The sequence below is a fragment of the Myroides injenensis M09-0166 genome, from assembly GCF_000246945.1.
GTDB classification, from domain to species: domain Bacteria; phylum Bacteroidota; class Bacteroidia; order Flavobacteriales; family Flavobacteriaceae; genus Flavobacterium; species Flavobacterium injenense.
This window is the reverse complement of record NZ_BAEX01000011.1, coordinates 29,614-52,595: the sequence shown is the minus strand read 5'-3', so window position 1 is coordinate 52,595 and position 22,982 is coordinate 29,614. Positions and strand designations below refer to the sequence as shown.

Here is a 22,982-nt window from a genome sequence, read left to right as displayed (position 1 = left end):
GTAATTTCATATCTCCACTATTTCAGTTTAAAAATAGTTATCACAAACTAAGTCTACATAGCTAAACCTTACATCAGCTTAAAAGCTATTTTTACATTTGTCATTTACCATTAAATTAATTTGTAATTCGGTTTTATACAATTACTGTAAAACTAAAGACAATTAAAATATTCCCTTTATTTTTTCACATGACAAATTCTAAAACCAGCATTAATAAGAGATAAAGATAAGTTGTTGATGATTTAGGCATTCTAAATGCTGTGAATAAGGAGATAATTCTTACATATAATCTTTTCATTAGTAGTAATACGAAGTGATGAATCGGTTTAATCGATTAAATACGTCCTCCTAACCTAAACTTTCATTTAGATGATAATATCGCAATACAAATAGTGCTAATTCATTTCTGACAGCTACACAATTATTAAATTATAACATAGCCAATCCATACTAAAAATTGCTGTCAGATAACCCAATCCATATTTTTAAGTTTATTGACGATAAATACTAAATTGTATCTTTGTACTATTATTATTATTAATATGGCAAGAGACGAACAATTAAAACAAAGGTGGGAATCCTTAGTTAAGAAAATATCAGACCGATTTGGGGATGGAGAGACCTTAGATATTGAGGCAATCATTTACCTGATAGGAGTGCAAGAGCTAGGTAAAATAAAAAAGAAATATAAAAAAGACGAAAAGGTAAATTTGATGCATATTGCTATATGCAGATTACTAGAGCCATATGGTTACTACGAGTTTGACCATTTTGACAATGATGGATGGCCTCACTACAATGTAAAAGAACATTTACCTGCCCTTAAGGCTGGAGAGCAAAGTGTCTTAATGAAGGAAGCCATTGTTAACTATTTCTTAGAATCAAAATTTATTGATTAATTATACTCCTATTAATCATTTAAATACTATTGAATTATAAAATCATTGACCTTTGTATTAATTATTATGACAAGGGAATGTGTTTTTTTGTGTGTGCCTAACGTTAAATACAAAGAATTATAAAAATAATAGGCTTTTAAAATTTTAATCTCTAATTGAAAAGCAGTAAATTTGCTTTTTACTTTTACTCAAGATGATAGATAAAATAAAAGAATACGTTAGTGAAGCAGAACAGTTCAACACTGACAACAAAGAGACGCTTGAAGCATTTAGAATCAAATTCTTATCGAAAAAAGGAATTTTAAACGACCTATTCGCACACTTTAAAACTGTGCCAAATGAACAAAAGAAAGATTTTGGACAAGCTATCAATTTATTGAAAAGCACGATTGAAAATAAAGTAAAATCAATTCAGGAAGAACTAGACTCAAAAGATGTTCAAGGTCTTTACGGAGATTTAACTCGTCCTGGTTACCCTCTTGAAATAGGCTCTAGACACCCTATCTCATTAGTAAAAAACCAAATTGTAGATATTTTTAATAGTATCGGTTTTAATATTTCTGAAGGACCAGAAATCGAAGATGATTGGCATAACTTCTCAGCACTGAACTTTCCCGAGTATCACCCTGCGAGAGATATGCAAGACACTTTCTTCGTACAAACTAATCCTGAACATTTGTTACGTACACATACCTCATCGGTACAAGTACGTTATATGGAAAAAAATACTCCTCCATTGAGAACTATTTCTCCAGGGCGTGTATTTAGAAATGAAGCTATTTCATCTCGTTCACACTGTATATTCCACCAAGTAGAAGGTTTATACATTGATAAAGATGTATCGTTTGCAGATTTAAAACAAACTTTATTATATTTTACTAAAGAGATGTTTGGTAAATCTAAGATACGTTTACGTCCGTCTTATTTCCCTTTTACAGAGCCTAGTGCTGAAGTAGATATCTATTGGGGATTGAAAACTGAAACAGACTATAGAATTACTAAAGGTACAGGATGGTTAGAAATTATGGGATGTGGAATGGTAGATCCTAACGTTTTAAAGAACTGTAATATCGATCCTAATGAATATAGTGGTTTTGCATTTGGTATGGGAATAGAGCGTATTGCAATGCTTTTATATCAAATTGGTGATATCCGTATGTTCTATGAAAATGATGTACGTTTCTTAGAACAATTTAAAGCAAGCTTCTAATTATAGATCAAATCATAAGATATTAAAAAGGCGTTATACAGTTGTATAACGCCTTTTTTTGAACTAATTCAATCAAATTAAAAATCTCTATATGGTATATCTATAAGTAGCTATTTGTTATTATTTGTTACACTTTATTAAGCAAAAAAATAAGAATAGTTAAACCTCATGTAGATAACAAGACTTAATTTTTATATATAACTCCTCTATTTAATATAAAAATTTGTCAAAGCTTAATTTTAAATTCTTTTTACTCAAGCGGTTTTGTATTTTTGTTTGTTCAAACAAAACTAAACTATGTCAAAATTTAATCTATTAACTGTTAAGGAAATCCGACAGGAGACTCCTAATGCGGTATCAATAGTATTTGATATTCCAGCAACTTTAAAAGATGACTATAAATTTACAGCTGGTCAATATCTAAACATCAAATACAACAATCAAGGAACTGAGATTAGAAGAGCGTATTCAATTTGTTCGACACCTAACAGTGGAGAGCTAAGAATTGCTGTTAAAAAAGTAGAAAAAGGTATTTTCTCTACTTATGCTAATGAAGTGCTAAGAGTAGGCGACAAACTTGAAGTAGAAACTCCTGAAGGAAGATTTACAATAATTCCTAATGCTAACGTAGCGAATAACTACGCTGCATTTGTTGCAGGAAGTGGTATTACACCGGTTATTGCAATTATTAAAACAGTTCTTGAGCAAGAAGCAAATAGTACATTTACTTTAGTTTATGGAAATAAAAGTGCAGAAGAGACTATTTTTCATCAAGAACTTCATTTATTACAAGAAAAATATAACGATCGACTTTTTATTCACTTTATTTATTCCAGAACAAAAGAGGATGACTGCCTATTCGGTCGTATAGGTAAAGCTGCAATTAATTTCGTCATAAATGATACTCGTAGTGAGAAGGATTTCTCTAAGTTCTTTTTATGTGGTCCAGAGGAAATGATTGATTTAATTTCTTTAACATTACAAGAAAGAGGTGTAGATAAAGAAAATATAGCTTTTGAAATCTTTACGCCAAATAACGATAATAAAGTAAATATTATAGTTGAAGAGTCAAATAATAATGCTACTATAAAAGTTACAGCACTAGTTGACGATGATGAGCAAAGCTTTGAAATGCCTAAAAATGAAATATTACTTAATGGCGTTTTAAAGGCAGGAATAGATGCTCCTTATTCATGCCAAGGTGGTATTTGTAGTTCTTGTATGTGCCGTATAATAAAAGGATCTGCAATAATGCAAAAGAATAGCATCCTATCAGAAGATGAAATTGCAGACGGATTAATACTGTCATGTCAAGCCTTAGTTACATCTGATGAAATCTACATTGACTATGATGATGTATAATTAAAAAAGAGGTTAGGAAATTATCCTAACCTCTTTTTTTTAACTTAGCTATCATTCTTAAATTTACTAGTATTATCAATAATAGAATAAACTCAGGAAAATATATTCTACTACTTAAATAATCTTATTAAAATTTAGTTCCTATAAAAGTATTAAAAAAAAGCGATTATAAAAGTAAAATAGATAAATTAACAATTAAGATTATATATTATATGCAAGCATAATACTTTATACTTAACGTTTTATTACATTCTAATTTAATAATCCCTGGTATATATAACTCTAGATTTCTTTTATTGTTAACCAAAGTTTGAAAAAAGTAAAAAAAGCTCTCCCACCGCGTGGGAAAGCCTTTTAGCAATTTATCACAACACTAAACTTACTAGTTTCTCATTTACTTGGTCAAAACCAAATGACGCATATACATGGTCAAACTCAGCTTTGATTGCATCATTCATCAGGTTACCTACACTCCCTTCGTGTGTATGGTTAACCTCTTTTGAAGGTTGATAAGTTCCTGCCTCTATAGACAGACCTATCTCTTTATATGCTTCTCTAAAAGGCATTCCTTTTAGTACATAATCATTCACAACCTCAACACTAAACAAATAGTCGTATTTCGGATCGCTTAATATGTCTTTATTCACCTCGATATTATCTAACATCAGTTTTAAAATATCTAAACATTCTTTTAAAGAAGTAAAAGCTGGAAACAGGTTCTCTTTTAACAACTGAAGATCTCTATGGTACCCAGAAGGCAAATTAGCAGTCATTAAGGCTATTTCGTTTGGCAAAGCTTGTATCTTGTTACATCTTGAACGAATAAGCTCTAAAACGTCAGGATTCTTCTTATGAGGCATAATACTTGACCCGGTTGTTAAATTATCAGGAAACTTAATAAACCCCATATTTTGACTCATATACAAGCACCCATCCATTGCGAACTTAGCTAAAGTAGCAGCTATAGCACTCAACCCTTGAGCTAAGATACGTTCTGTCTTACCTCTCCCCATTTGAGCATAGACTACATTATAATTCATAGACTGAAAGCCCAATAAATCGGTAGTCATCTGTCTATTTAGAGGAAATGATGAACCATAACCAGCAGCTGAGCCTAATGGATTCTTATTTGTCACTTTCCATGCGGCTAACATCATCTCTAAGTCATCCACTAAGCTCTCCGCATACGCACCAAACCACAAGCCAAATGACGAAGGCATTGCGATTTGTAAATGCGTATAACCAGGTAATAAGACCTCTTTATACTGGTCGCTTAAACCTTGTAATGTGTCAAACACCTCTTTTGTCTTTACTGCAATCTCTTCTATCTCATGGCGGAAATATAACTTAAGATCTACTAACACTTGGTCGTTTCTTGAACGTCCTGAATGTATCTTCTTACCTGCTTCACCAATTCTTCTTGTCAATAACAACTCTACTTGTGAATGAATATCTTCTACATCATCCTCTATTGTGAATTGTCCAGCTAATATCTCTTGGTAAATCTGTTTTAATTCTTTCTGTATAATTACTAAGTCTTCAGCCTCTAGTAATCCGATGCTTTCTAACATCTGTGTATGTGCTAGTGACCCCATCACGTCAAATGCCGCTAGGTTCATATCTAACACTCTATCTTGTCCTACTGTGAATGTATCTACTGATTGATTCACTGTAGTATTCTTTTGCCATAATTTCATTTGCTACACGATTTGCGTTAACATCTCTATATACAAGGCTATTCCCTCTTTGATTTCATTTACATAGACAAATTCGTCTGCTGTATGCGAGCGAGCTGAGTCACCAGGTCCACACTTAAGCGATGGAATACTTAATAAGGCTTGGTCACTCGTAGTAGGTGATCCATAAGTATCTCTTCCCAATGCTATTCCAGCCTGTACAATAGGATGATCCTTAGCTATAGAGGAAGGTTTTAATCGAGTAGAACGAGCAGTGACATCACAGTTTACATGCTGTTTTACCATTTCTAATACTTCTTCATTTGTATAGGCATCTGTCACACGTACATCTACTACAAAATCACAAGTAGAAGGCACTACATTATGCTGAGTTCCTGAGTTAATCATAGTAACACTCATCTTAATAGGTCCAAACTCTTCAGATACCTTAGGAAACTGATACGTATTAAACCACTCTATATCTTTAATCGCTTTAAATATCGCATTGTCCCCTTCATTGCGAGCTGCATGCCCAGAACGTCCTTTAGCCACACAGTCTAACACCATTAATCCTCGCTCTGCTACAGCTAAATGCATTTGTGTAGGTTCTCCTACGATAGCGAATTCTAATTCTCCTAATTTAGGAATCACATATTCTAAACCATTGTTTCCTGATATCTCCTCTTCCGCTGTTGCAGCAATACAGAAGTTGTATTTCAAATCTTCCTTCTCATAGAAGTAAAGAAACGTAGCGATAAGAGATACTAAGCATCCACCTGCATCATTACTACCCAATCCAAATAACTTACCATCTATAATTTCTGGTTTAAAAGGATCACGAGTATAATCCTTATTAGGCTTCACAGTATCATGATGAGAGTTTAACAGAATAGTAGGCTTACTTGGGTCATAGTATTTATTAAAAGCCCATACATTGAATAACTCTCGGTGAATAACCACTCCGTGTGACTCTAAATATGAAGCAATTAAATCTGAAGTAAGTTTTTCTTCTTTACTAAAAGAAGGAGAAGCAATTAATTTTTGTAATAAATCTACAGCCTCTGTTATTAGTATATCTTTCATGTTTCTGTTTTATAATTATGGTAATGGTATATTCTATTGCTGTATCGTAGTACCTGCCTTTTCAATTAATAAATCTTCTGCCTTTTTGATACATACTCTATCTATACCTTGGTCGATAGCAGCCAAAGCATTTTCTATCTTTGGCAACATACCATCTGCTATCACACCTTCTTGTTTTAGTTGTGTAAAGTTCTCGTAATTAATTGTGCTAATCACAGAGTCCTCGTTGTTAATGTCCTGCAACACACCTTTGCGTTCAAAGCAATATATTAAAGCCACTTTATATTCAGTCGCTAATGCTATTGCTAAATTAGATGCGATGGTGTCTGCATTCGTGTTTAATAGTTGGCCTTCCTTATCCGCCGTAATCGCAGAGAATACAGGACTTAGTCCTATCTCTACTAATTGTTTTAGTCGAACCACATTTACATCGCTAGCCTTAAAATCTCCCACATATCCATAATCTATTGGTTGTATAGGACGTTTATGACTTTGTATCAGCTTAGCATCTGCGCCTGAGATTCCTATCGCATCACAACCTCTTGATTGAAGTTGCGCTGTAATCTGTTTGTTTATTAATCCTGCATATACCATTACAGCTATGGGTAACATCGCTTCGTCAGTAATACGACGACCATTGACCATTTGAGTCTCTATCCCTAATTGAGTAGCCATACGCGTTGCTAATTTGCCTCCTCCATGTACTAAGACCTTAGGTCCTTCTATCTGAGCATAGATGTCTAGAAAAGCATTTAACGCTAACGGATCATCTACGATATTACCTCCTATCTTTATAACTGTAAGGCTCTGCATAATCTATTGGTTTTTTAGCATTTCTTTTAATACAGCTTGTGCTGCCCAAACTCTATTACCAGCTTCTTGGATTACAATAGAGTGCTCACTGTCTAATACCTCTGATGATATCACTAAATCACGTCTAACCGGCAAACAGTGCATTACTTTAGCCTTATTAGTTGCTTCTAACTTATTTAGTGTAAGCATCCACGACTTATCTGTACAAGTAATCTGTCCATAGTCTTCATAACTTGACCAGTTCTTTACATAAACGAAGTCCGCATCCGCTAAAGCTTCATCTTGATTGGTAGTTACTTTAGCACCTTGCGTAAATTCTTCTTTTAAAGCATATCCTTCAGGGTGTGTAACTACGAAATCTACTAATCCTTCTGCCTGCGCTCTACACATCCACTCTGCGAATGAATTAGGTACAGCTTGTGGCAATGCTTTTACATGAGGTGCCCAAGTCAATACTACCTTTGGTTTCTTATCAAGAGGAACTAACTTCTCTTGTGCATTATCATATTGGTAATCGAAATGCTCTACTATAGTAATCAAGTCTGTAAAACTCTGTAATGGGTGTCTTGTAGCACTCTCTAAACTAACTACTGGCTTTCCGCAATACTTAGCAAACTTGCTAAATAACTCTTCGCTATAATCCTCATCAGCATCTTTTAACCCTGGGAAAGAACGCAATCCTAAAATATCACAGTATTCGCCCATTACGGCAGCAGCCTCTTTAATATGCTCTGCAGTATTTCCGTCCATCACTACGCCATCCTTAGTCTCTAATGCCCAACCATCAGATGTCATATTCATTACCATTACATTCATCCCCAAATTCATAGCAGCCTTTTGTGTACTCATCCTTGTACGTAAACTTGGGTTTAAGAATACTAATCCTATTGTCTTATGTTTACCAAGAGCCTCATCTGCATAAGGACTCTGCTTAGATGCTAGTGCACTCTGTACTGCTTGAGATAGAGATGTTATATCGTTAACGGAAAAAAATTGTTTCATTGTTTAATCGAATTTAAAATTGTTGTAATCTATTGCTGAATTTGTCCAAGAATAAATCTGCATCTGCTTGACTTAGATTTAATGCTGGCAATAGCCGAATTACATTAGGGCTTGCTGTCCCAGTAAAGATGTTATCTTTCACTAAAAGTTCTTTACGAACGTCCTTTAACTCAGGTGCAAGATCTATACCAATCATTAATCCCTTACCTCTAACTTCTGTTATCTTATCTAACTTCTTTAACTCGTTGATTAAATAGTTTCCAATATGTGCTGTATGAGCCATTAGGTTATCTTGTTTCATTACTTCCAACACAGATAATGCTGCTGCACAAGCTAAGTGATTTCCACCAAATGTCGTTCCTAACTGCCCATGCCAAGGCTCAAACTGTGAACCTATAGCAATAGCACCAATAGGAAATCCGTTGCCCATTCCTTTTGCCATAGTATAAATATCTGCATCTACACCTCCATCATTTACAGCATAAAAAGAACCTGTACGTCCATATCCGCATTGTACCTCGTCTGCGATAAATACTGCTCCATACTGTGTAGTTAACGTTCTAATTTTCTTTAAGAAACTATCAGTAGCTACCTGAATACCTCCTACACCTTGTATTCCTTCAATAATTACAGCCGTTACCTCATCACCATAAGAAGCAAATGCTTGTTCTAACGCGTTCTCATCATTAAAAGGTAGGAACACAATATTGTCAGTCTGATTTACTGGTGCGACTATCTTTGGGTTATCAGTAGCAGAAACAGCAAGAGATGTTCTTCCGTGAAAAGCTTTATCAAAAGCAATTACTTTCTTCTTACCATTGTAAAAAGAAGCTAACTTTAATGCGTTTTCGTTTGCTTCTGCTCCTGAATTACACAAGAACAATTGATAATTGTCCAACCCAGCGACCTCTCCTAACAAAGCAGCTAACTGCTGTTGAAGAGGAATTTCTATAGAATTAGAATAAAATCCGATTTTATCAAGTTGGTCTTTTAATCTCGCTACATAGTGCGGATGAGTATGTCCGATAGAGATTACTGCGTGACCTCCATATAAATCTAAATACTCTTGATCATTGTTATCATATACTTTACTGCCTATTCCTTTTACAATTTCGATAGGATTAAGTGGGTATACATCATATAATTTCATCATAATAAACTTTTTTTAGAAAGCCGAAGCTTTTAATTGTAAACCTGTCTTTTCGTCTAACCCGAACAACAAGTTCATATTTTGAACTGCTTGCCCACTTGCACCTTTTAACAAGTTATCTATTGCACTTGTTATCAACACATCATCTCCGTTCTTTACAATAGATACAAGGCATTTATTCGTATTAACTACTTGTTTTAAATCTATTCCCTTAGCACTAACATGGGTAAATGGGTGTTGCTCATAGTAGGTATAATACAGTTTGTATAACTCTTCTTCTGTCAATGTAGATTCAAACATTACACTTGCAAAGATTCCTCTGCTAAAGTCTCCACGCTCAGGAATAAACTTAATATTCTTAGCATACCCCGGTTGTAGCTGTGTTAAGCTCTCTCCTATCTCATTAAGATGCTGATGAGTGAAAGCTTTATACACTGATATATTATTCGCTCTCCAACTAAAGTGAGAAGTAGTAGATAGACTTTGTCCTGCTCCTGTAGATCCTGTCAAGGCATTGATATAAATAGACTCTGGTAATTTCCCTGCACTCGCTAATGGCAATAAAGCCAACTGTAGCGCTGTAGCAAAACAACCTGGATTAGCTATATAACTTGCTTTTTTAATTTGCTCTCTGTTTAGCTCTGGCAATCCATATACAAATTGTCCTGCTGTCTCTTTCAATCTAAAGTCTTGGCTAAGGTCGATAATCTTTATTTCGCTATCTATCTCGTTTTCTGCTAAGAATGCTTTAGAGTCACCATGCCCCATACACAAAAACAAAACATCAATATCTTGTGTCAATGACGCACTAAACTTTAAATCTGTATCACCAAAAAGATCAGTGTGCACATCATATACTGGTTTGCCTGCACTGCTATTAGAGTGTACAAATACAATCTCTACTGCTGGATGAGGTAGTAATAATCTTAACAACTCTCCTCCAGTATAGCCAGCCCCTCCAACTATTCCTGCTTTAATTGTCTGCATATCTTATTGGTCTTGATTATTTACTTTGTGCCAAATCATTACTTGGTTACCAAAGATTTTAGAGAACCCTTTTACATCTTCTCCTGTCCATGCATTATTCATCTCTCCGTAGCTACCAAATTTGTTAGACATTAAATCGTGCTCTGACTCTATACCTATTACTACAAAACGGTGTGGGTGAAGCTCTACGATAACCTTACCACTCACAGTCTGCTGTGTACTACTTAAGAATGCTTCCATATCTCTCATCACAGGGTCGTGAAATTGTCCTTCATGTAGATAGTTACCATAAAATGATGCCAACTGCTCTTTCCAGCTTAATTGCCATTTAGTCAATGTATGTTTCTCTAAAGTATGGTGAGCTTTCACTAAGATGATTGGACCAGCAGCTTCAAAACCAACTCTTCCCTTAATACCGATAATCGTATCTCCTACGTGAATATCTCTACCAATACCGAATGGTTGAGCCAAGTCTTGTAATTGTTGGATTACCTCAGTAGGTTTTAGCTTTTTACCATTTAGCGCCACAGGCTCCCCTTTCTCAAAAACAATCTCTACTGTCTCAGGAGTTGTTTTAGTTACCGGGGTAGGCCAAGCCTCTTCTGGTAAATATAGATTAGAAGTTAGGGTTTCTTTTCCACCTACTGAAGTTCCCCACAATCCTTTATTAATTGAATACTTTGCTTTCTCTGCATTAATCTCGACGCCGTGTTTCTGTAAGAACTCGATCTCTTCTTCTCTGTTTAATTTTAAATCTCTAATCGGTGTAATGATCTCTACATTAGGCACCAAAATATTAAAGATCATATCAAAACGCACTTGGTCATTACCTGCTCCTGTACTACCGTGAGCAACTGCCTGTGCACCAATCTTTTTAGCATAATTAGCAATAGCTGTAGCCTGACACACACGTTCTGCACTTACTGATAATGGGTATGTCGCATTCTTTAATACGTTACCGAATATCAAGTACTTAACGCTATCGTTATAGTAATCTTCTGTCTCATCAATAGTCTTATGAGAAGCTACTCCTAAAGCATACGCTCTCTCTTCTATTGCTTTTACTTCTTCTGCATCAAATCCTCCTGTATTTACTGCTACAGAGTGAACTTCATACCCTAATTCTTCTTTTAAATAAATTACACAAAAGCTAGTGTCTAATCCTCCGCTAAATGCTAATACAACTTTTTTATTATTCATGATTGATGTGTTTTAAAATTAAAATAGATGTGTTTTTTTGACTGTTTTTTTCAATTGCATTTGCAAGCGTTTAAGCAACGAGTACTTTTTTTGCATGTTCTTTAGACGCTCTTTAGCCTTGGTCTTTTGGTCTATTTTAGTACGAAGCTCTTTCTCTTTTTCTTCTGGATTCCAAAGCATTGCGGTACATAAGCAATTCTTTTTCTCTTTACTCTGTAAGATTTGGAAATTCACACAACTCTCGCATCCCTTCCAAAACATCTCATCCTGTGTTAGTTCTGAGTAAGGCACAGGTTCATACCCTAAGTCTGAGTTGATCTTCATAACAGCAAATCCAGTCGTTAATCCAAATATTTTAGCTTTTGGATATTTACTTCTAGATAACTCGAATACTCTTTTCTTAATGGCTTTTGCTAATCCAAACTTTCTAAATTCAGGATTAACAATTAATCCAGAATTAGCCACATAATCTCCATGACTCCAAGTTTCTATATAGCAAAAACCTGCCCAAGTCCCATCCTTATGCAAAGCTATAACAGCCTTACCTTCAGTCATTTTATTAGCTACGTATTCTGGCTTTCTTCTTGCAATACCAGTCCCTCTAGCTTTAGCTGATTGAGCCATTTCTTCGCAAATTTGTTCAGCATATCCCACATGTGTTTCATTTGCAGGTATAACAATAAATTGATTTGAATTCATTTCAAAAACAAAGAATAAAAAACAAATAGCCAAAAGCATAGATGTAATTCTTGAATACAAGAATGCCTTGGGTTAATTGAAAAACATTAAAAATTAGATTTGTATAAACAGATATAATGCCAAAGTCAGCATTATCTTAAAAAAAGCTTAATATATATTAAGCAATTGACCGCGAAGACCGCGATGTAGACATAAAGAAAACCTCAACATTTGCTATTGCAATGCTGTTGATGAAATTAGTAATATTTGTATTTGTTTTCTTCATTTAATATTATTTAGCCGTAAAGCTGAAGCAAAGGTTGTCATTTATTTTTTAAAATTCCAAACATTTAATACTATTTTTTAAAAAAAAATATAAAACTGAATTTCAAATAGTTACTTAACAATGATACTATTATAAGTAAAAAACGATCATAAATATATAGGCTAAATGTAGTAAAGAAAGTATTTGGTAGCACTATTGTTTGCGGTACAAGCATTTTCATTATATGATGAATCCATAATGGACTCACAATGGAGTTATCGCCTATGATACTCATATCATTCATGCCTTATTGTGCTATAATGGGAAATTTAGAAACCAAAATACGATTATAATATAGCTAATTAATTCGATATTATATTCTGATAGCTAATCACAGATTTTTTTGGTCAGAAGCGATATGTACTAAGATTAATAACGAGAAGAATAGATTATCTGCATCTAGATTGGCCTACTTGACCTACATTTATTCATCAATAAAAAAAGGAGTCAATCTTTTATAGTAAAAATTGACTCCAAATACATTAAAAAATTATAATACTACTAGCGTATATATTTATAATAATTGTTTAATAACTGATTAAACTTTTAACATCATATCCCTGAAATTTATTTCGTCCATTCAAGAAAGATAATTCCATTAAAAAATTAAGTTGTACAATTTCTCCACCTAGACGTTCTACCAATTTACAAACAGCTTCTGCAGTTCCTCCAGTAGCTAAAACATCATCATGAATTAATACCTTCTCTCCTGGTTTAATAGCATCTTCATGCATTTCTAAAGCATCAGTACCATATTCCAAAGCATACTCTTGAGATATAGTTTTAAAAGGTAATTTACCAGGTTTGCGCACAGGAACAAATCCAACTCCTAAATGCTCTGCTAATAAAGTTCCAAAAAAGAAACCTCTACTTTCCATTCCTACAACTTTGTCTACTTTTAAATCACCTACTAAAGCAATTAATTGTTTTGTAGCTTCTCTCATTGCTTTATTATCGATAAGCAATGGCGTAATATCTTTAAAACCGACACCCTCTTTAGGAAAATCTTTTACATCTCGAATATAATCCTTTATCTGTAGTTCCATTTATATCTTATTTAATTCTTTATCTCTTTTGTATTTAACACTTCTATAATTTTATCGCAAATCTTTTTAGGTTCTATTGTACGCATTGCATCTTCATAACCATCTATCATTTTATTTCCAAAAACAGAGAGAGGTAATAAAGGATACTTTGTACGATCTGCTGTCAAACAATAATCCAATGGTTGATTAAAAGGTGCAAAACCAGCAAATGGATGAGTACCTCCCCATAAAGTTATGACTTTTTTTCCTAACATCGCAGCTATATGAGCATTACCGGAATCCATTGATAGCATAACATCTAGATGCTGTATAAGATTTAATTCAATATCAAATTTAACTTTCCCAGCCATCACAATTACATTGTAATTATCTCTCTTTAATTGATTTAGCAAAGCTATCTCTTTTTCTCCACCACCAAAAAGGAATATCAATGAATTTTCACGCTCTGCAAGGCTATCTATTACTTCTTGCATTAAATCTAATGGATATACTTTAGATTCATACTGAGCAAATGGTGCAATTCCTATCCACGCAGATTCTTTCTTATCCACATATTGTAATAATTCAGATTCTAAAGGTGGTACATCAGGAAAAACAGGATTGCTTAAATCAACTGCAAAGCCTAATTTAGATAGTGTTTTACAATGATTTTCAAACATTGTAGGTAATTGAGTAAAAACTTTATTCTCAGCTCGAGTTAATGCTTTTTTAGCATCTCTACCTTTATCTAAAGAGGCTACCTTTTTTCCTGATAATTTAAATAATGTTCGAACAATTTGAGAACGTAAGACATTGTGAAAATCAGCAAAATAATCCACTTTCAATGCTCTTAAATCATTATAAAGGCTTAATAGACCTAAAAAGCCCTTATGACGTTTCTTAACATCAATTGGAAAAAAGTCTACTCTCTCAATATCCTTGAAAAATGGTTTGAAAAAAGGACGTGACACTACAGTAATGCGAACATCTTTATGTTGCTGTACCAATGCTCGAAGTACAGGAACAGTCATTGCAACATCCCCCATTGCAGATAATCGAAAGACAACGATATGTTTTAAATTTTTCACAGCTTAGGAAAATTTGTTAAACAAAAGAAAAGCGTGAATAATCACGCTTTTATATTATAACTTCAAAAATAGAACTATTTTTTATTTTGATATAATACAGGATTTAACTCCTCATCATTATACATCTTCATTTGTTTATATACTTTCATATATTTATCACCATTAGCAATATCGTTCAATAAATCGTCGATTGCTGTAGTAAGATCTTTCTTTTGCTCAAGTAAAACATCTAGTTTTGCTTGACATTTCTGTCTATGATCCTCACTAGCTTCAGCTCTTGTAGCCTCTTCATTCATATGATAGATCTTAAGTGAAAGTATAGAAAGTCTATCAATTGCCCAAGCAGGACTTTCAGAGTTAATTTTAGCATTAGGCTTCACTTCTACATCAGCATATTTATTTAAAAAATAGCTATCAATGAACTCTACCATATCAGTTCGCTCTTGATTTGAAGCATCTATACGTCTTTTTAATGCCAATGCAGCTACTGGATCAATTTGTGGATCACGAATAATATCCTCAAAATGCCATTGTACAGTATCTATCCAATTTTTTAAATACAATAAATGTTTAATATCTTCTTTTGGATAAGGGTTGTTAATCGGCTGATCTACATTATCGTACTTATGATAATCACGAATACTCTCTTCGAATATCGGGAATGCTAACTCTGAAAACATAATAATAATTTTATTTACAAATATAGTTTTTATACTTTTATGGTACTAATTATACAGATATGAAAATTCATTATATTTCAGCAGAAAACAGTATTTTAAACCACTTCTTAGCTCAACTTAGAGATGTAAACATTCAGAAAGACAGTATGCGATTTCGAAAAAACATTGAGCGCATAGGTGAAATAATGGCGTATGAGTTAAGCAAAACTTTAGTTTATAAAGATATTTCTGTTCAGACACCACTTGGAATAAAACAAACAACTTGCGTGCAAGACCCAGTAGTTTTATGTTCAATATTAAGAGCTGGTCTAGCATTACACACAGGTTTCATGAACTTTTTCGACAATGCTGAGAATGGTTTTGTATCTGCTTACAGAAGACATGGAAAACACGGTGAGGCAAGTGAGATTCTTGTTGAATATCAGGCAGCACCTTCGTTCCAAGATAAAATAATGATTCTAATCGATCCTATGCTAGCCACTGGTCAATCTTTAGTTGCTGTAATTAATAAATTAATGACAGAAGAAACTCCTAAAGAAATGCATATCGCAGTAGTTATTGCCGCTCCAGAGGGAATAGAATTTTTAGAAAAGAATTTACCTGACCATATCCATTTATGGGTTGCTACATTAGATGAGAAATTAGATGATCATAACTACATCGTACCTGGATTAGGTGATGCAGGAGATTTAGCATATGGACATAAATTATAGTCTATAATATTAGTTGCATTACATAGAAAAACAAACTAATAAAGACAATAGAATATACAACTATTTCCTTTTGCCAATTAGATTTTACGCTCTCCACATAGTTTGCACCTAATACAGACAAAGGGAAAAAAGAGAATAGCAATACTCCGTTATTCTTATCATCCGAAACAATATAAATAGCGACGCCTATAAGAAATGCAAGTATCATCTTCTTATAGGTGCTTTGCATATTATATGCTTTATTAGAGATTGCACTCAACTCTGCAACAAAGAATAAAACAGAAATAGAAGCAAAAACTGCTAAGGCTATATTTTGATATACATTATCAAAATACATAAAATTAAAGCTTACCTTCAACTTACTCGTCAACCAATCTACATAACTTATATCGTTGATAAGTAGATAAAAACTTAAAAATATTGTTACACATAACAATGCTAATAAAGGGATAATCCAATTGCGATAATCTTTAGAAGCAAAAAATATAATAGCTACAAATAAGAGTATTAGGAATAATATGCTCCAAAAATGAAATAAAGAGGCTACTAAAATCCATAACGAAGCATCAAATAATTTTTCCTTTGATTGCTTTAAGGAGTGTAATGAAAACAACCTTCTCAAAGCTAACATAATAAAGTAATTGGATATAATTACCTTAGAGTGAACTAAAACAGATGGGAATAACAATAAAAAAGAGACAAAGAAAAGAGGAACATAGGCATTGTCCTTTACTAATCTATTTTTAGTAACAATAAACTGTGAGAAGACCATCATTAGTAACAACAATATCAATAATACCCCTCTCTTTACAAATTCATACTCATTCCAAACAATATCTAATTGATCTATCGTCAAGTATAAAACATAGGATGTTACGACTAATAAAGTCAGTATTATGTAATTAATAGGTTTTGTTTTACTAAAAATAGTTGCTAACATTTATATATTTTATATTTTTGTAATTAATATAGGTAATTGTGACTTCTGTTTTTAATTACTGACTATTACGGATTAATAAAATAATTTTATTTAATTTAAAATAAAGTAAAATGACTTCATTTTTTAATGGTATCGGATTCCTTTTTGAACATGTTTTGTTCATTCCAATGGATTTCTTTGCAAAATTAGAGCTTAAAAACTGGTGGGCAGCAAACATCGTTACTTGGATATTTATCCTTATCACTATTTATTTCTTTGTTTTTTGGTTGAAACAACTAAAATCATTTAAAGATAATAAAGAGGATGATCAAGATACTACAGCCCACTCATTTTTAAAATAATATCTTAAAGATCAAAACCAATATCTTTACGATAATAAATCTTATCGAAATCTAGTTTATCTATATTTTGATAAGATTTTTTTATGCCTTCTTCAAAGTTCTTTCCATAAGAAGTAACTGCTAAAACACGTCCTCCATTTGTAATTACTTCACCATCCTTCAAAGAAGTACCTGCGTGAAAAACAATAGAATCTTCTACATTTTCAAGTCCTCTTATTACTTTTCCTTTTTCATATGCTTCTGGATATCCACCAGATACTAACATAATAGTTGTTGCTGCTCTATCGTCAATAACTAAGTCTTTTGTATCAAGATTTTCATTTGCAATTCCTTCAAATAAGTCAATTATATCACTTTTAATTCTAGGCATTACAACTTCTGTTTCAGGATCTCCCATACGAGCATTATACTCTATCACAAAAGGATCTTCTCCTACTTTAATTAAGCCAATAAATACAAAACCTTTAAAGCCCAATTTATCCTCTTGCAATCCTTTTATAGTCGGTATTACCACTCGCTCTTCCACTTTTTTCATGAATTCATCCGAAGCAAAAGGCACAGGTGAAACTGCCCCCATACCGCCTGTATTTAAGCCAGTATCTCCTTCTCCTATTCGCTTATAATCTTTCGCAGTAGGTAATATTTTATAATTCTTTCCGTCTGTTAATACAAAACAGCTTAGCTCAATCCCAGACAGAAACTCTTCAATAACAACTTTAGAACTTGCATCGCCAAACTTTGCATCTACTAACATGTTCTCAAGTTCATCTTTTGCTTCTTCTAAATCATTTAGAATGACAACACCTTTACCAGCAGCTAATCCATCTGCTTTTAGTACGTATGGTGGCGTTAATGATTCCAAAAAAGCTTTTCCTTCATCTACAGTTTCTTTAATAAAAGTAGCGTAAGCAGCAGTTGGAATATTGTGTTTAAATAAAAATTCTTTTGCAAAATCTTTACTTCCTTCTAGTTGTGCCCCTAGTTTAGAAGGTCCGATTACTGGTATATGTTTAATATCATCATCTTCCAAAAAGAAATCTACAATTCCTTTTACTAATGGATCTTCGGGTCCAACCACTACCATATTGATTTGATTGTCTATCACTGCCTTCTTTACAGCAGGAAAGTCATTCGGATCCAGTGAAAGATTAATTGCTATACTAGCTGTTCCAGCATTTCCTGGAGCAACAAACAAAGCAGTACATTTATCACTTTGCAACATTTTCCAAGCTAACGCATGTTCGCGTCCACCTGATCCTAATAATAATATTCTCATTAATTGTGTTGTTTGTTATTAAGCATCAAAAATAACCTATTTTAATAATTATAGAAAGGTGGAAGACATAAAAAAGCCATTAATAAAATTAATGGCTTTTAATATGCTTTTTTCTCTCCTTTTATGACATTGTAAACAGTCAAATAAATGATCTTTAAATCTAAAAATACTGACCAATTTTCAAGGTAAAACAAATCATACTTAAATCTATTAATAATATCTCTATCTGATTCTATTTCGCCTCTATAACCGTGCGTTTGAGCCATACCTGTAATACCAGGTTTAACCAGATGACGCAACATAAAACGATTGACTCTTTTTGCATACATTTTTGTATGAACTACCATATGTGGTCTTGGTCCTACAATCGACATATCTCCCTTAAAAACATTTAAAAACTGAGGAAACTCGTCTATACTGGTCTTTCTAATAAACGCTCCGATTTTAGTAACTCTCGCATCATTCTTTGTTGCTTGTTTCTCATCACAATCATTGTTTAACGTCATTGACCTAAACTTATAACAATAAAATTCTTCATCATTAATACCCGTTCTTTTCTGCTTAAAAAAAATAGGCCCTTCTGATTCTCTCTTTATTAAATATGCAATTAATGGAATAAGCCAAGAAAGTATAGTAATAATTACGATTGACGAAAAAATTATATCAAATAACCTTTTTACTAATTTATTATAGGGTTTATCTAAAGGTATAACTCTTCTAGGTAAAATAGGTATTATATCATAATACTCAACTTTTAAATTGTGAGTTAATATTTGTTTTTGAGAAGGTACATACTTTAATACAATCAAATTGTTATCTGCAAACTCTAATAACTCGTGATAATCTTCATTATTCACAATTGAAAACTCAATATAAATCTCGTCTATTTTGTGTTTTAAAAGAAACTCTTTAATTTCTTGCATCGTATTAGAAGAGAGAGTAGCATCAAAAACGTCCAATACGCGATATCCTAAATCACTACGTTTCTCAAAAACCTTTTGAAGCTTACGTATTTCTTTACTCCCACCTATTAAAATTGTGTTTCTTGAATTTCCACGCAATACACGTCTAAAAAACTTAAATGAAAAGAAAATGCTAAACTTTATTATAGCAATTGCTATAACGGTATAAATACCATAAAGAATCAATTCCTTTGCGTCAGTAAAACGATCAAAAAAACCATTGTATGAGGCAACAATAACAAATTGTAATGAAAAGTGTTTAGCTATCTTTTCAAAAATCTTCACAACTCTAGTGTGTCGATACACATCATAGAAACCGCTAATCCAAGCAGATACAATCCATCCAAATGTCAAGAACAAATGAAAATAGAACTGTTGGTCAACATGCGTAAAAGTAACTTTTGCAATTAAATTAATAATTACTAAGTCAATTAAAATACTTAGAGGTCTTACTAAGTAAGAGTATCTACCAGAATTCTTTCCCACTAATAAATAAATTTAGAAAAATCTTTATGCTCTTCTTTTAGCAACTGTGTATTAGAAAACGTTTTAAAATAATCATACGTGTTTTTCATCCCTTCACTTCTACTTATTTTTGGTTCCCAATTAAGTATATTTTTTGCCTTAGTAATATCAGGACAACGTTGTAAAGGATCATTAATAGGTAAATCCTTATAAATTATTTTATAATTACTATTTGTCAACTTTAGTATCTCTTTAGCAAAATCTAATATTGAGATTTCATCAGGATTACCAATATTAATAGGCAATGCATAATCAGATAGTAACAATCGATAAATACCTTCCACTTGATCATCTACATAACAGAAAGATCTTGTTTGACTTCCATCACCAAAGACAGTTAGATCTTCACCTCTTAATACTTGACCAATAAAAGCAGGGATAACTCGTCCATCATTTAATCTCATGCGAGGTCCATAAGTATTAAATATTCTCACTATCCTTGTTTCTAACCCATGAAAAGTATGATAAGCCATTGTAATAGACTCTTGGAAGCGCTTTGCTTCATCATATACTCCTCTTGGTCCAATTGTATTTACATTGCCATAATATTCCTCTGTTTGAGGATGTACTAAGGGATCTCCATAAACCTCTGAAGTCGAAGCTATTAATATACGAGCACCTTTAACTCTTGCTAAACCAAGTAAATTATGTGTTCCTAAAGAACCTACCTTTAAAGTCTGTATAGGAATTTTTAAGTAATCTATAGGACTGGCAGGGGAAGCAAAATGAAGGATATAATCAAGTTCTCCTGGCACATGAACAAACTTAGTCACATCATGATGACAAAACTCAAATCGCTCTAAATGAAATAAATGTTCTATATTTTTTAAATCTCCCGTAATTAAATTATCCATTCCTATAACATGATATCCCTCTGCGATAAAGCGGTCACATAAGTGAGAACCCAAAAAACCCGCTGCTCCTGTAATTAATATACGTTTCATTTATTTATTTTAAGTAAATTCTTTTTAAATCCATTAAGTTTTTTTCCAAATCAAATAAACTTTCTGCTCTTTCCCTTGAAGCTTTTTCAAAAGTTTTTAAATTACTAACACATTTTTTAATAGCATCGACAAACTCAATTGGCTCATTACATAAAAAACCATTTATTCCTTGCTCAACCGTAATTTTATTACCTTCAATGTTTTTACTTACTATTGGCTTACCTAATGCCATTGCTTCTATAATATTGAATGGCAATCCTTCCCATAAAGAAGTAGATATAAAAACATCTATTTTTGTGATTAACTCCATTACCTCCTCATTCGTTTTCCATCCAGTAACTGTAATATTGCTACTATTTAAAACTTTTATATATTCGCCATCACCAATCCAAATAAATTTAAAATTAGGCAATAATTTAGCGATTTTATTAAATAGTTGTGGATTTTTCTGCATATGAATTCGTCCAGATGTACCAATTATAATAGGATCTTTAGAATTATTAGAAATTGGCAAATTTAACTTATCTAATTTAATTCCATTTCTAACCAAAAAAACATTATTAGTGAACTTTTTGGCAATTTCATATTCTGAATCTCCACATGCTATTATATCTCCTTTAAAAAGTTTAGTAATATATTTTTCAATGTTTAAAAAAAAATACCTTTTAAATTTTGAAATATCTTCTCTTATAAAAGAATATCCATGAGGTGTGTATAGCACCTTTGTATTATTTAATCCCACACAAGCTAATCTACCCAGAATACCTGCTTTCGAGGAATGTAGATGTACTATATTAGGTTTGATTTCATTAATAATATTTCGAATATTTTTTAAACCTTTTAAATCAGACTTTATTGAAATTTCGCGACTTAAACTAATGGGGATAAAAACAACATTTTTTGAAAAATCTCTATTTATAACTTCCTCATTTTCATTTTCTTGCCTTACAACACTATATAAAACATATATTTGAAAAGAGTTATCATTTTCTAAATATTTACATATATTTTTAATATAAGTATAAACTCCACTTGCAAAAGTTTCTGAAATGTGTAAAAGTTTAATTTTTTCCATACATCAAATATACTATTTTTACATATAATTTTTTCCATATGACAATTGCAATTTTCTTCGGAGGGGCAGGCTATATAGGCTCACATCTTATTGATCACTTCTTATCAGAAAATAGATTTGATCGCATTTACATTTATGATATTCAAAAGCCTCAATATCTTAAAAATAAATCTAACAAAATTATTTATTTAAAAGGAGATGTAAGAGAAAAAATTAAATTAGAAATCAAAGAAGATTTCTCAAAAAAAAGTTCATGGATCTTTAATTTAGCTGCGATTCATAGAGAGCCAGGACATGAACAACACGAATATTTTAACACCAATATTGAGGGTGCAAAAAATATAAATGAATATGCAGATTTTATTAAAATAGAGAATATTTACTTCACAAGTAGTATTGCCCCTTATGGACGTACTTATGAACAGTGTACAGAACAATCGCCTATATATCCGGAAACTCCATATGGAATTTCAAAATCATTAGCAGAACAATTACATCAAACTTGGTTGGCTAATTCACCAAACAAAAAACTTATTGTAGTTAGACCAAGTGTCATTTATGGTCCTAAAGATCCAGGAAACATTCTTAGAACTATAAAAGCAATAAAAAAAGGAGTATTTATGCTTCCGAATGGAGGGGAAATTATTAAATCATACGGGTATATTTATGGACTTGCAGAAAGTGCTTCATTTGTTATTGATCAGAAAAAAAGATTCATACTATACAATTACGCAGAAAATCCTGTTGAAAACTTAAAATCAATGACTAAAACGATAAAAAAGAAATTTAACTACAAAAAACCTATTTTTAGTATACCTATTTCAATCTTAGTTTTTTTAGCTGCAATATTGCAATTGATTTTCAAAATTATTGGCAAAAAAAGTGATATTCATCCTGTAAGAGTCAAAAAAGCATCTTTTCCTACAAATATTAAACCACAATATTTAATTGACAATGGTTTCATTTTTAAATATAGCTTACCTGAATCTCTTGATCATTGGAAGACTAATAGCCCGGAGGACTTTTAA

General features: G+C 32.5%; 22 protein-coding genes. 6 read left to right on the top strand and 16 right to left on the bottom strand.

Going from position 1 to position 22,982, the window contains the following annotated elements; genetic code table 11:
- The first annotated feature begins 542 nt into the window (after positions 1-542).
- The 3 genes from RH98_RS03285 (at position 543) to RH98_RS03275 (ending at position 3,471) form a co-directional block, all read left to right on the top strand.
- A complete protein-coding gene (locus tag RH98_RS03285; protein WP_010250489.1) occupies positions 543-899 on the top strand; it encodes a hypothetical protein in 357 nt (118 codons plus the stop codon).
- Positions 900-1,092: 193 nt separating this feature from the next.
- Entirely contained in the window at positions 1,093-2,109 is a 1,017-nt protein-coding gene (pheS, locus tag RH98_RS03280) for a phenylalanine--tRNA ligase subunit alpha (RefSeq protein ID WP_010250487.1), read from the top strand.
- A gap of 297 nt (positions 2,110-2,406) precedes the next feature.
- Entirely contained in the window at positions 2,407-3,471 is a 1,065-nt protein-coding gene (locus RH98_RS03275) for a ferredoxin--NADP reductase (RefSeq protein WP_010250485.1), read from the top strand.
- Between the two features lie 365 nt (positions 3,472-3,836).
- Here the strand turns inward: RH98_RS03275 and argH are convergent, their stop codons facing one another.
- The 11 genes from argH to RH98_RS03220 all read right to left on the bottom strand — a co-directional run bounded on the left by argH (position 3,837) and on the right by RH98_RS03220 (position 15,178).
- Positions 3,837-5,168, bottom strand: a complete 1,332-nt coding sequence (gene argH / locus RH98_RS03270; protein ID WP_010250484.1) for an argininosuccinate lyase — start codon at positions 5,166-5,168, stop codon at positions 3,837-3,839.
- Between the two features lie 3 nt (positions 5,169-5,171).
- Positions 5,172-6,230 carry a M20 family metallo-hydrolase gene (locus RH98_RS03265; protein ID WP_010250481.1) on the bottom strand — a complete coding sequence of 353 codons (1,059 nt, stop codon included), beginning with the start codon at positions 6,228-6,230 and terminating at the stop codon, positions 5,172-5,174.
- 33 nt (positions 6,231-6,263) lie between these two features.
- A complete protein-coding gene (argB, locus tag RH98_RS03260; protein ID WP_010250479.1) occupies positions 6,264-7,043 on the bottom strand; it encodes an acetylglutamate kinase in 780 nt (259 codons plus the stop codon).
- Between the two features lie 3 nt (positions 7,044-7,046).
- Complete coding sequence (locus RH98_RS03255) at positions 7,047-8,045, bottom strand: Rossmann-fold NAD(P)-binding domain-containing protein (RefSeq protein WP_010250477.1); 999 nt, start codon at positions 8,043-8,045, stop codon at positions 7,047-7,049.
- A 13-nt stretch (positions 8,046-8,058) separates the two neighbouring features.
- Positions 8,059-9,198 carry an aspartate aminotransferase family protein gene (locus tag RH98_RS03250; protein ID WP_036495432.1) on the bottom strand — a complete coding sequence of 380 codons (1,140 nt, stop codon included), beginning with the start codon at positions 9,196-9,198 and terminating at the stop codon, positions 8,059-8,061.
- Between the two features lie 12 nt (positions 9,199-9,210).
- Positions 9,211-10,182, bottom strand: coding sequence for an N-acetyl-gamma-glutamyl-phosphate reductase (gene argC / locus RH98_RS03245; protein WP_010250473.1), 972 nt, complete (start codon positions 10,180-10,182; stop codon positions 9,211-9,213).
- Positions 10,183-10,185: 3 nt separating this feature from the next.
- On the bottom strand, positions 10,186-11,382 hold the full coding sequence (gene argG / locus RH98_RS03240; RefSeq protein ID WP_010250472.1) for an argininosuccinate synthase: 1,197 nt from the start codon (positions 11,380-11,382) through the stop codon (positions 10,186-10,188).
- 18 nt (positions 11,383-11,400) lie between these two features.
- Positions 11,401-12,081: an N-acetyltransferase gene (locus RH98_RS03235; RefSeq protein WP_026038715.1), complete on the bottom strand. Its 681-nt coding sequence runs from the start codon at positions 12,079-12,081 to the stop codon at positions 11,401-11,403.
- A gap of 831 nt (positions 12,082-12,912) precedes the next feature.
- A complete protein-coding gene (locus tag RH98_RS03230; RefSeq protein WP_010250468.1) occupies positions 12,913-13,431 on the bottom strand; it encodes an adenine phosphoribosyltransferase in 519 nt (172 codons plus the stop codon).
- An 11-nt stretch (positions 13,432-13,442) separates the two neighbouring features.
- Positions 13,443-14,498 (bottom strand): glycosyltransferase family 9 protein, encoded by a 1,056-nt coding sequence (locus RH98_RS03225; RefSeq protein WP_010250466.1) that lies wholly within the window; start codon positions 14,496-14,498, stop codon positions 13,443-13,445.
- Between the two features lie 74 nt (positions 14,499-14,572).
- The gene (locus tag RH98_RS03220; RefSeq protein WP_010250463.1) at positions 14,573-15,178 is read right to left on the bottom strand and encodes a DUF4254 domain-containing protein; all 606 of its coding nucleotides are present in this window, start codon (positions 15,176-15,178) and stop codon (positions 14,573-14,575) included.
- A gap of 59 nt (positions 15,179-15,237) precedes the next feature.
- Between RH98_RS03220 and upp the strand changes: the two genes are divergently transcribed.
- Complete coding sequence (gene upp, locus RH98_RS03215) at positions 15,238-15,891, top strand: uracil phosphoribosyltransferase (RefSeq protein WP_010250461.1); 654 nt, start codon at positions 15,238-15,240, stop codon at positions 15,889-15,891.
- A gap of 1 nt (position 15,892) precedes the next feature.
- Here upp and RH98_RS03210 read toward each other — a convergent pair whose 3' ends face one another.
- Positions 15,893-16,831 carry a DUF6427 family protein gene (locus tag RH98_RS03210; protein WP_010250459.1) on the bottom strand — a complete coding sequence of 313 codons (939 nt, stop codon included), beginning with the start codon at positions 16,829-16,831 and terminating at the stop codon, positions 15,893-15,895.
- A gap of 110 nt (positions 16,832-16,941) precedes the next feature.
- On the opposite strand from RH98_RS03210, the gene RH98_RS03205 reads away from it, so the two are divergent.
- Positions 16,942-17,172, top strand: coding sequence for a DUF6341 family protein (locus tag RH98_RS03205; RefSeq protein WP_010250457.1), 231 nt, complete (start codon positions 16,942-16,944; stop codon positions 17,170-17,172).
- Positions 17,173-17,176: 4 nt separating this feature from the next.
- Here RH98_RS03205 and purD read toward each other — a convergent pair whose 3' ends face one another.
- The 4 genes from purD to RH98_RS03185 form a co-directional block, all read right to left on the bottom strand.
- Positions 17,177-18,448: a phosphoribosylamine--glycine ligase gene (purD, locus tag RH98_RS03200; protein ID WP_010250454.1), complete on the bottom strand. Its 1,272-nt coding sequence runs from the start codon at positions 18,446-18,448 to the stop codon at positions 17,177-17,179.
- A 98-nt stretch (positions 18,449-18,546) separates the two neighbouring features.
- Positions 18,547-19,896 carry an exopolysaccharide biosynthesis polyprenyl glycosylphosphotransferase gene (locus tag RH98_RS03195; protein WP_010250452.1) on the bottom strand — a complete coding sequence of 450 codons (1,350 nt, stop codon included), beginning with the start codon at positions 19,894-19,896 and terminating at the stop codon, positions 18,547-18,549.
- Entirely contained in the window at positions 19,896-20,879 is a 984-nt protein-coding gene (locus tag RH98_RS03190) for a UDP-glucuronic acid decarboxylase family protein (protein ID WP_010250450.1), read from the bottom strand. Before RH98_RS03190 ends, RH98_RS03195 begins: the two co-directional genes overlap by 1 nt.
- A 4-nt stretch (positions 20,880-20,883) precedes the next feature.
- Positions 20,884-21,954: a glycosyltransferase gene (locus RH98_RS03185; protein WP_010250448.1), complete on the bottom strand. Its 1,071-nt coding sequence runs from the start codon at positions 21,952-21,954 to the stop codon at positions 20,884-20,886.
- A 38-nt stretch (positions 21,955-21,992) separates the two neighbouring features.
- Here RH98_RS03185 and RH98_RS03180 point away from each other — a divergent pair, with 38 nt between their 5' ends.
- Positions 21,993-22,982: an NAD-dependent epimerase/dehydratase family protein gene (locus RH98_RS03180; protein WP_010250446.1), complete on the top strand. Its 990-nt coding sequence runs from the start codon at positions 21,993-21,995 to the stop codon at positions 22,980-22,982.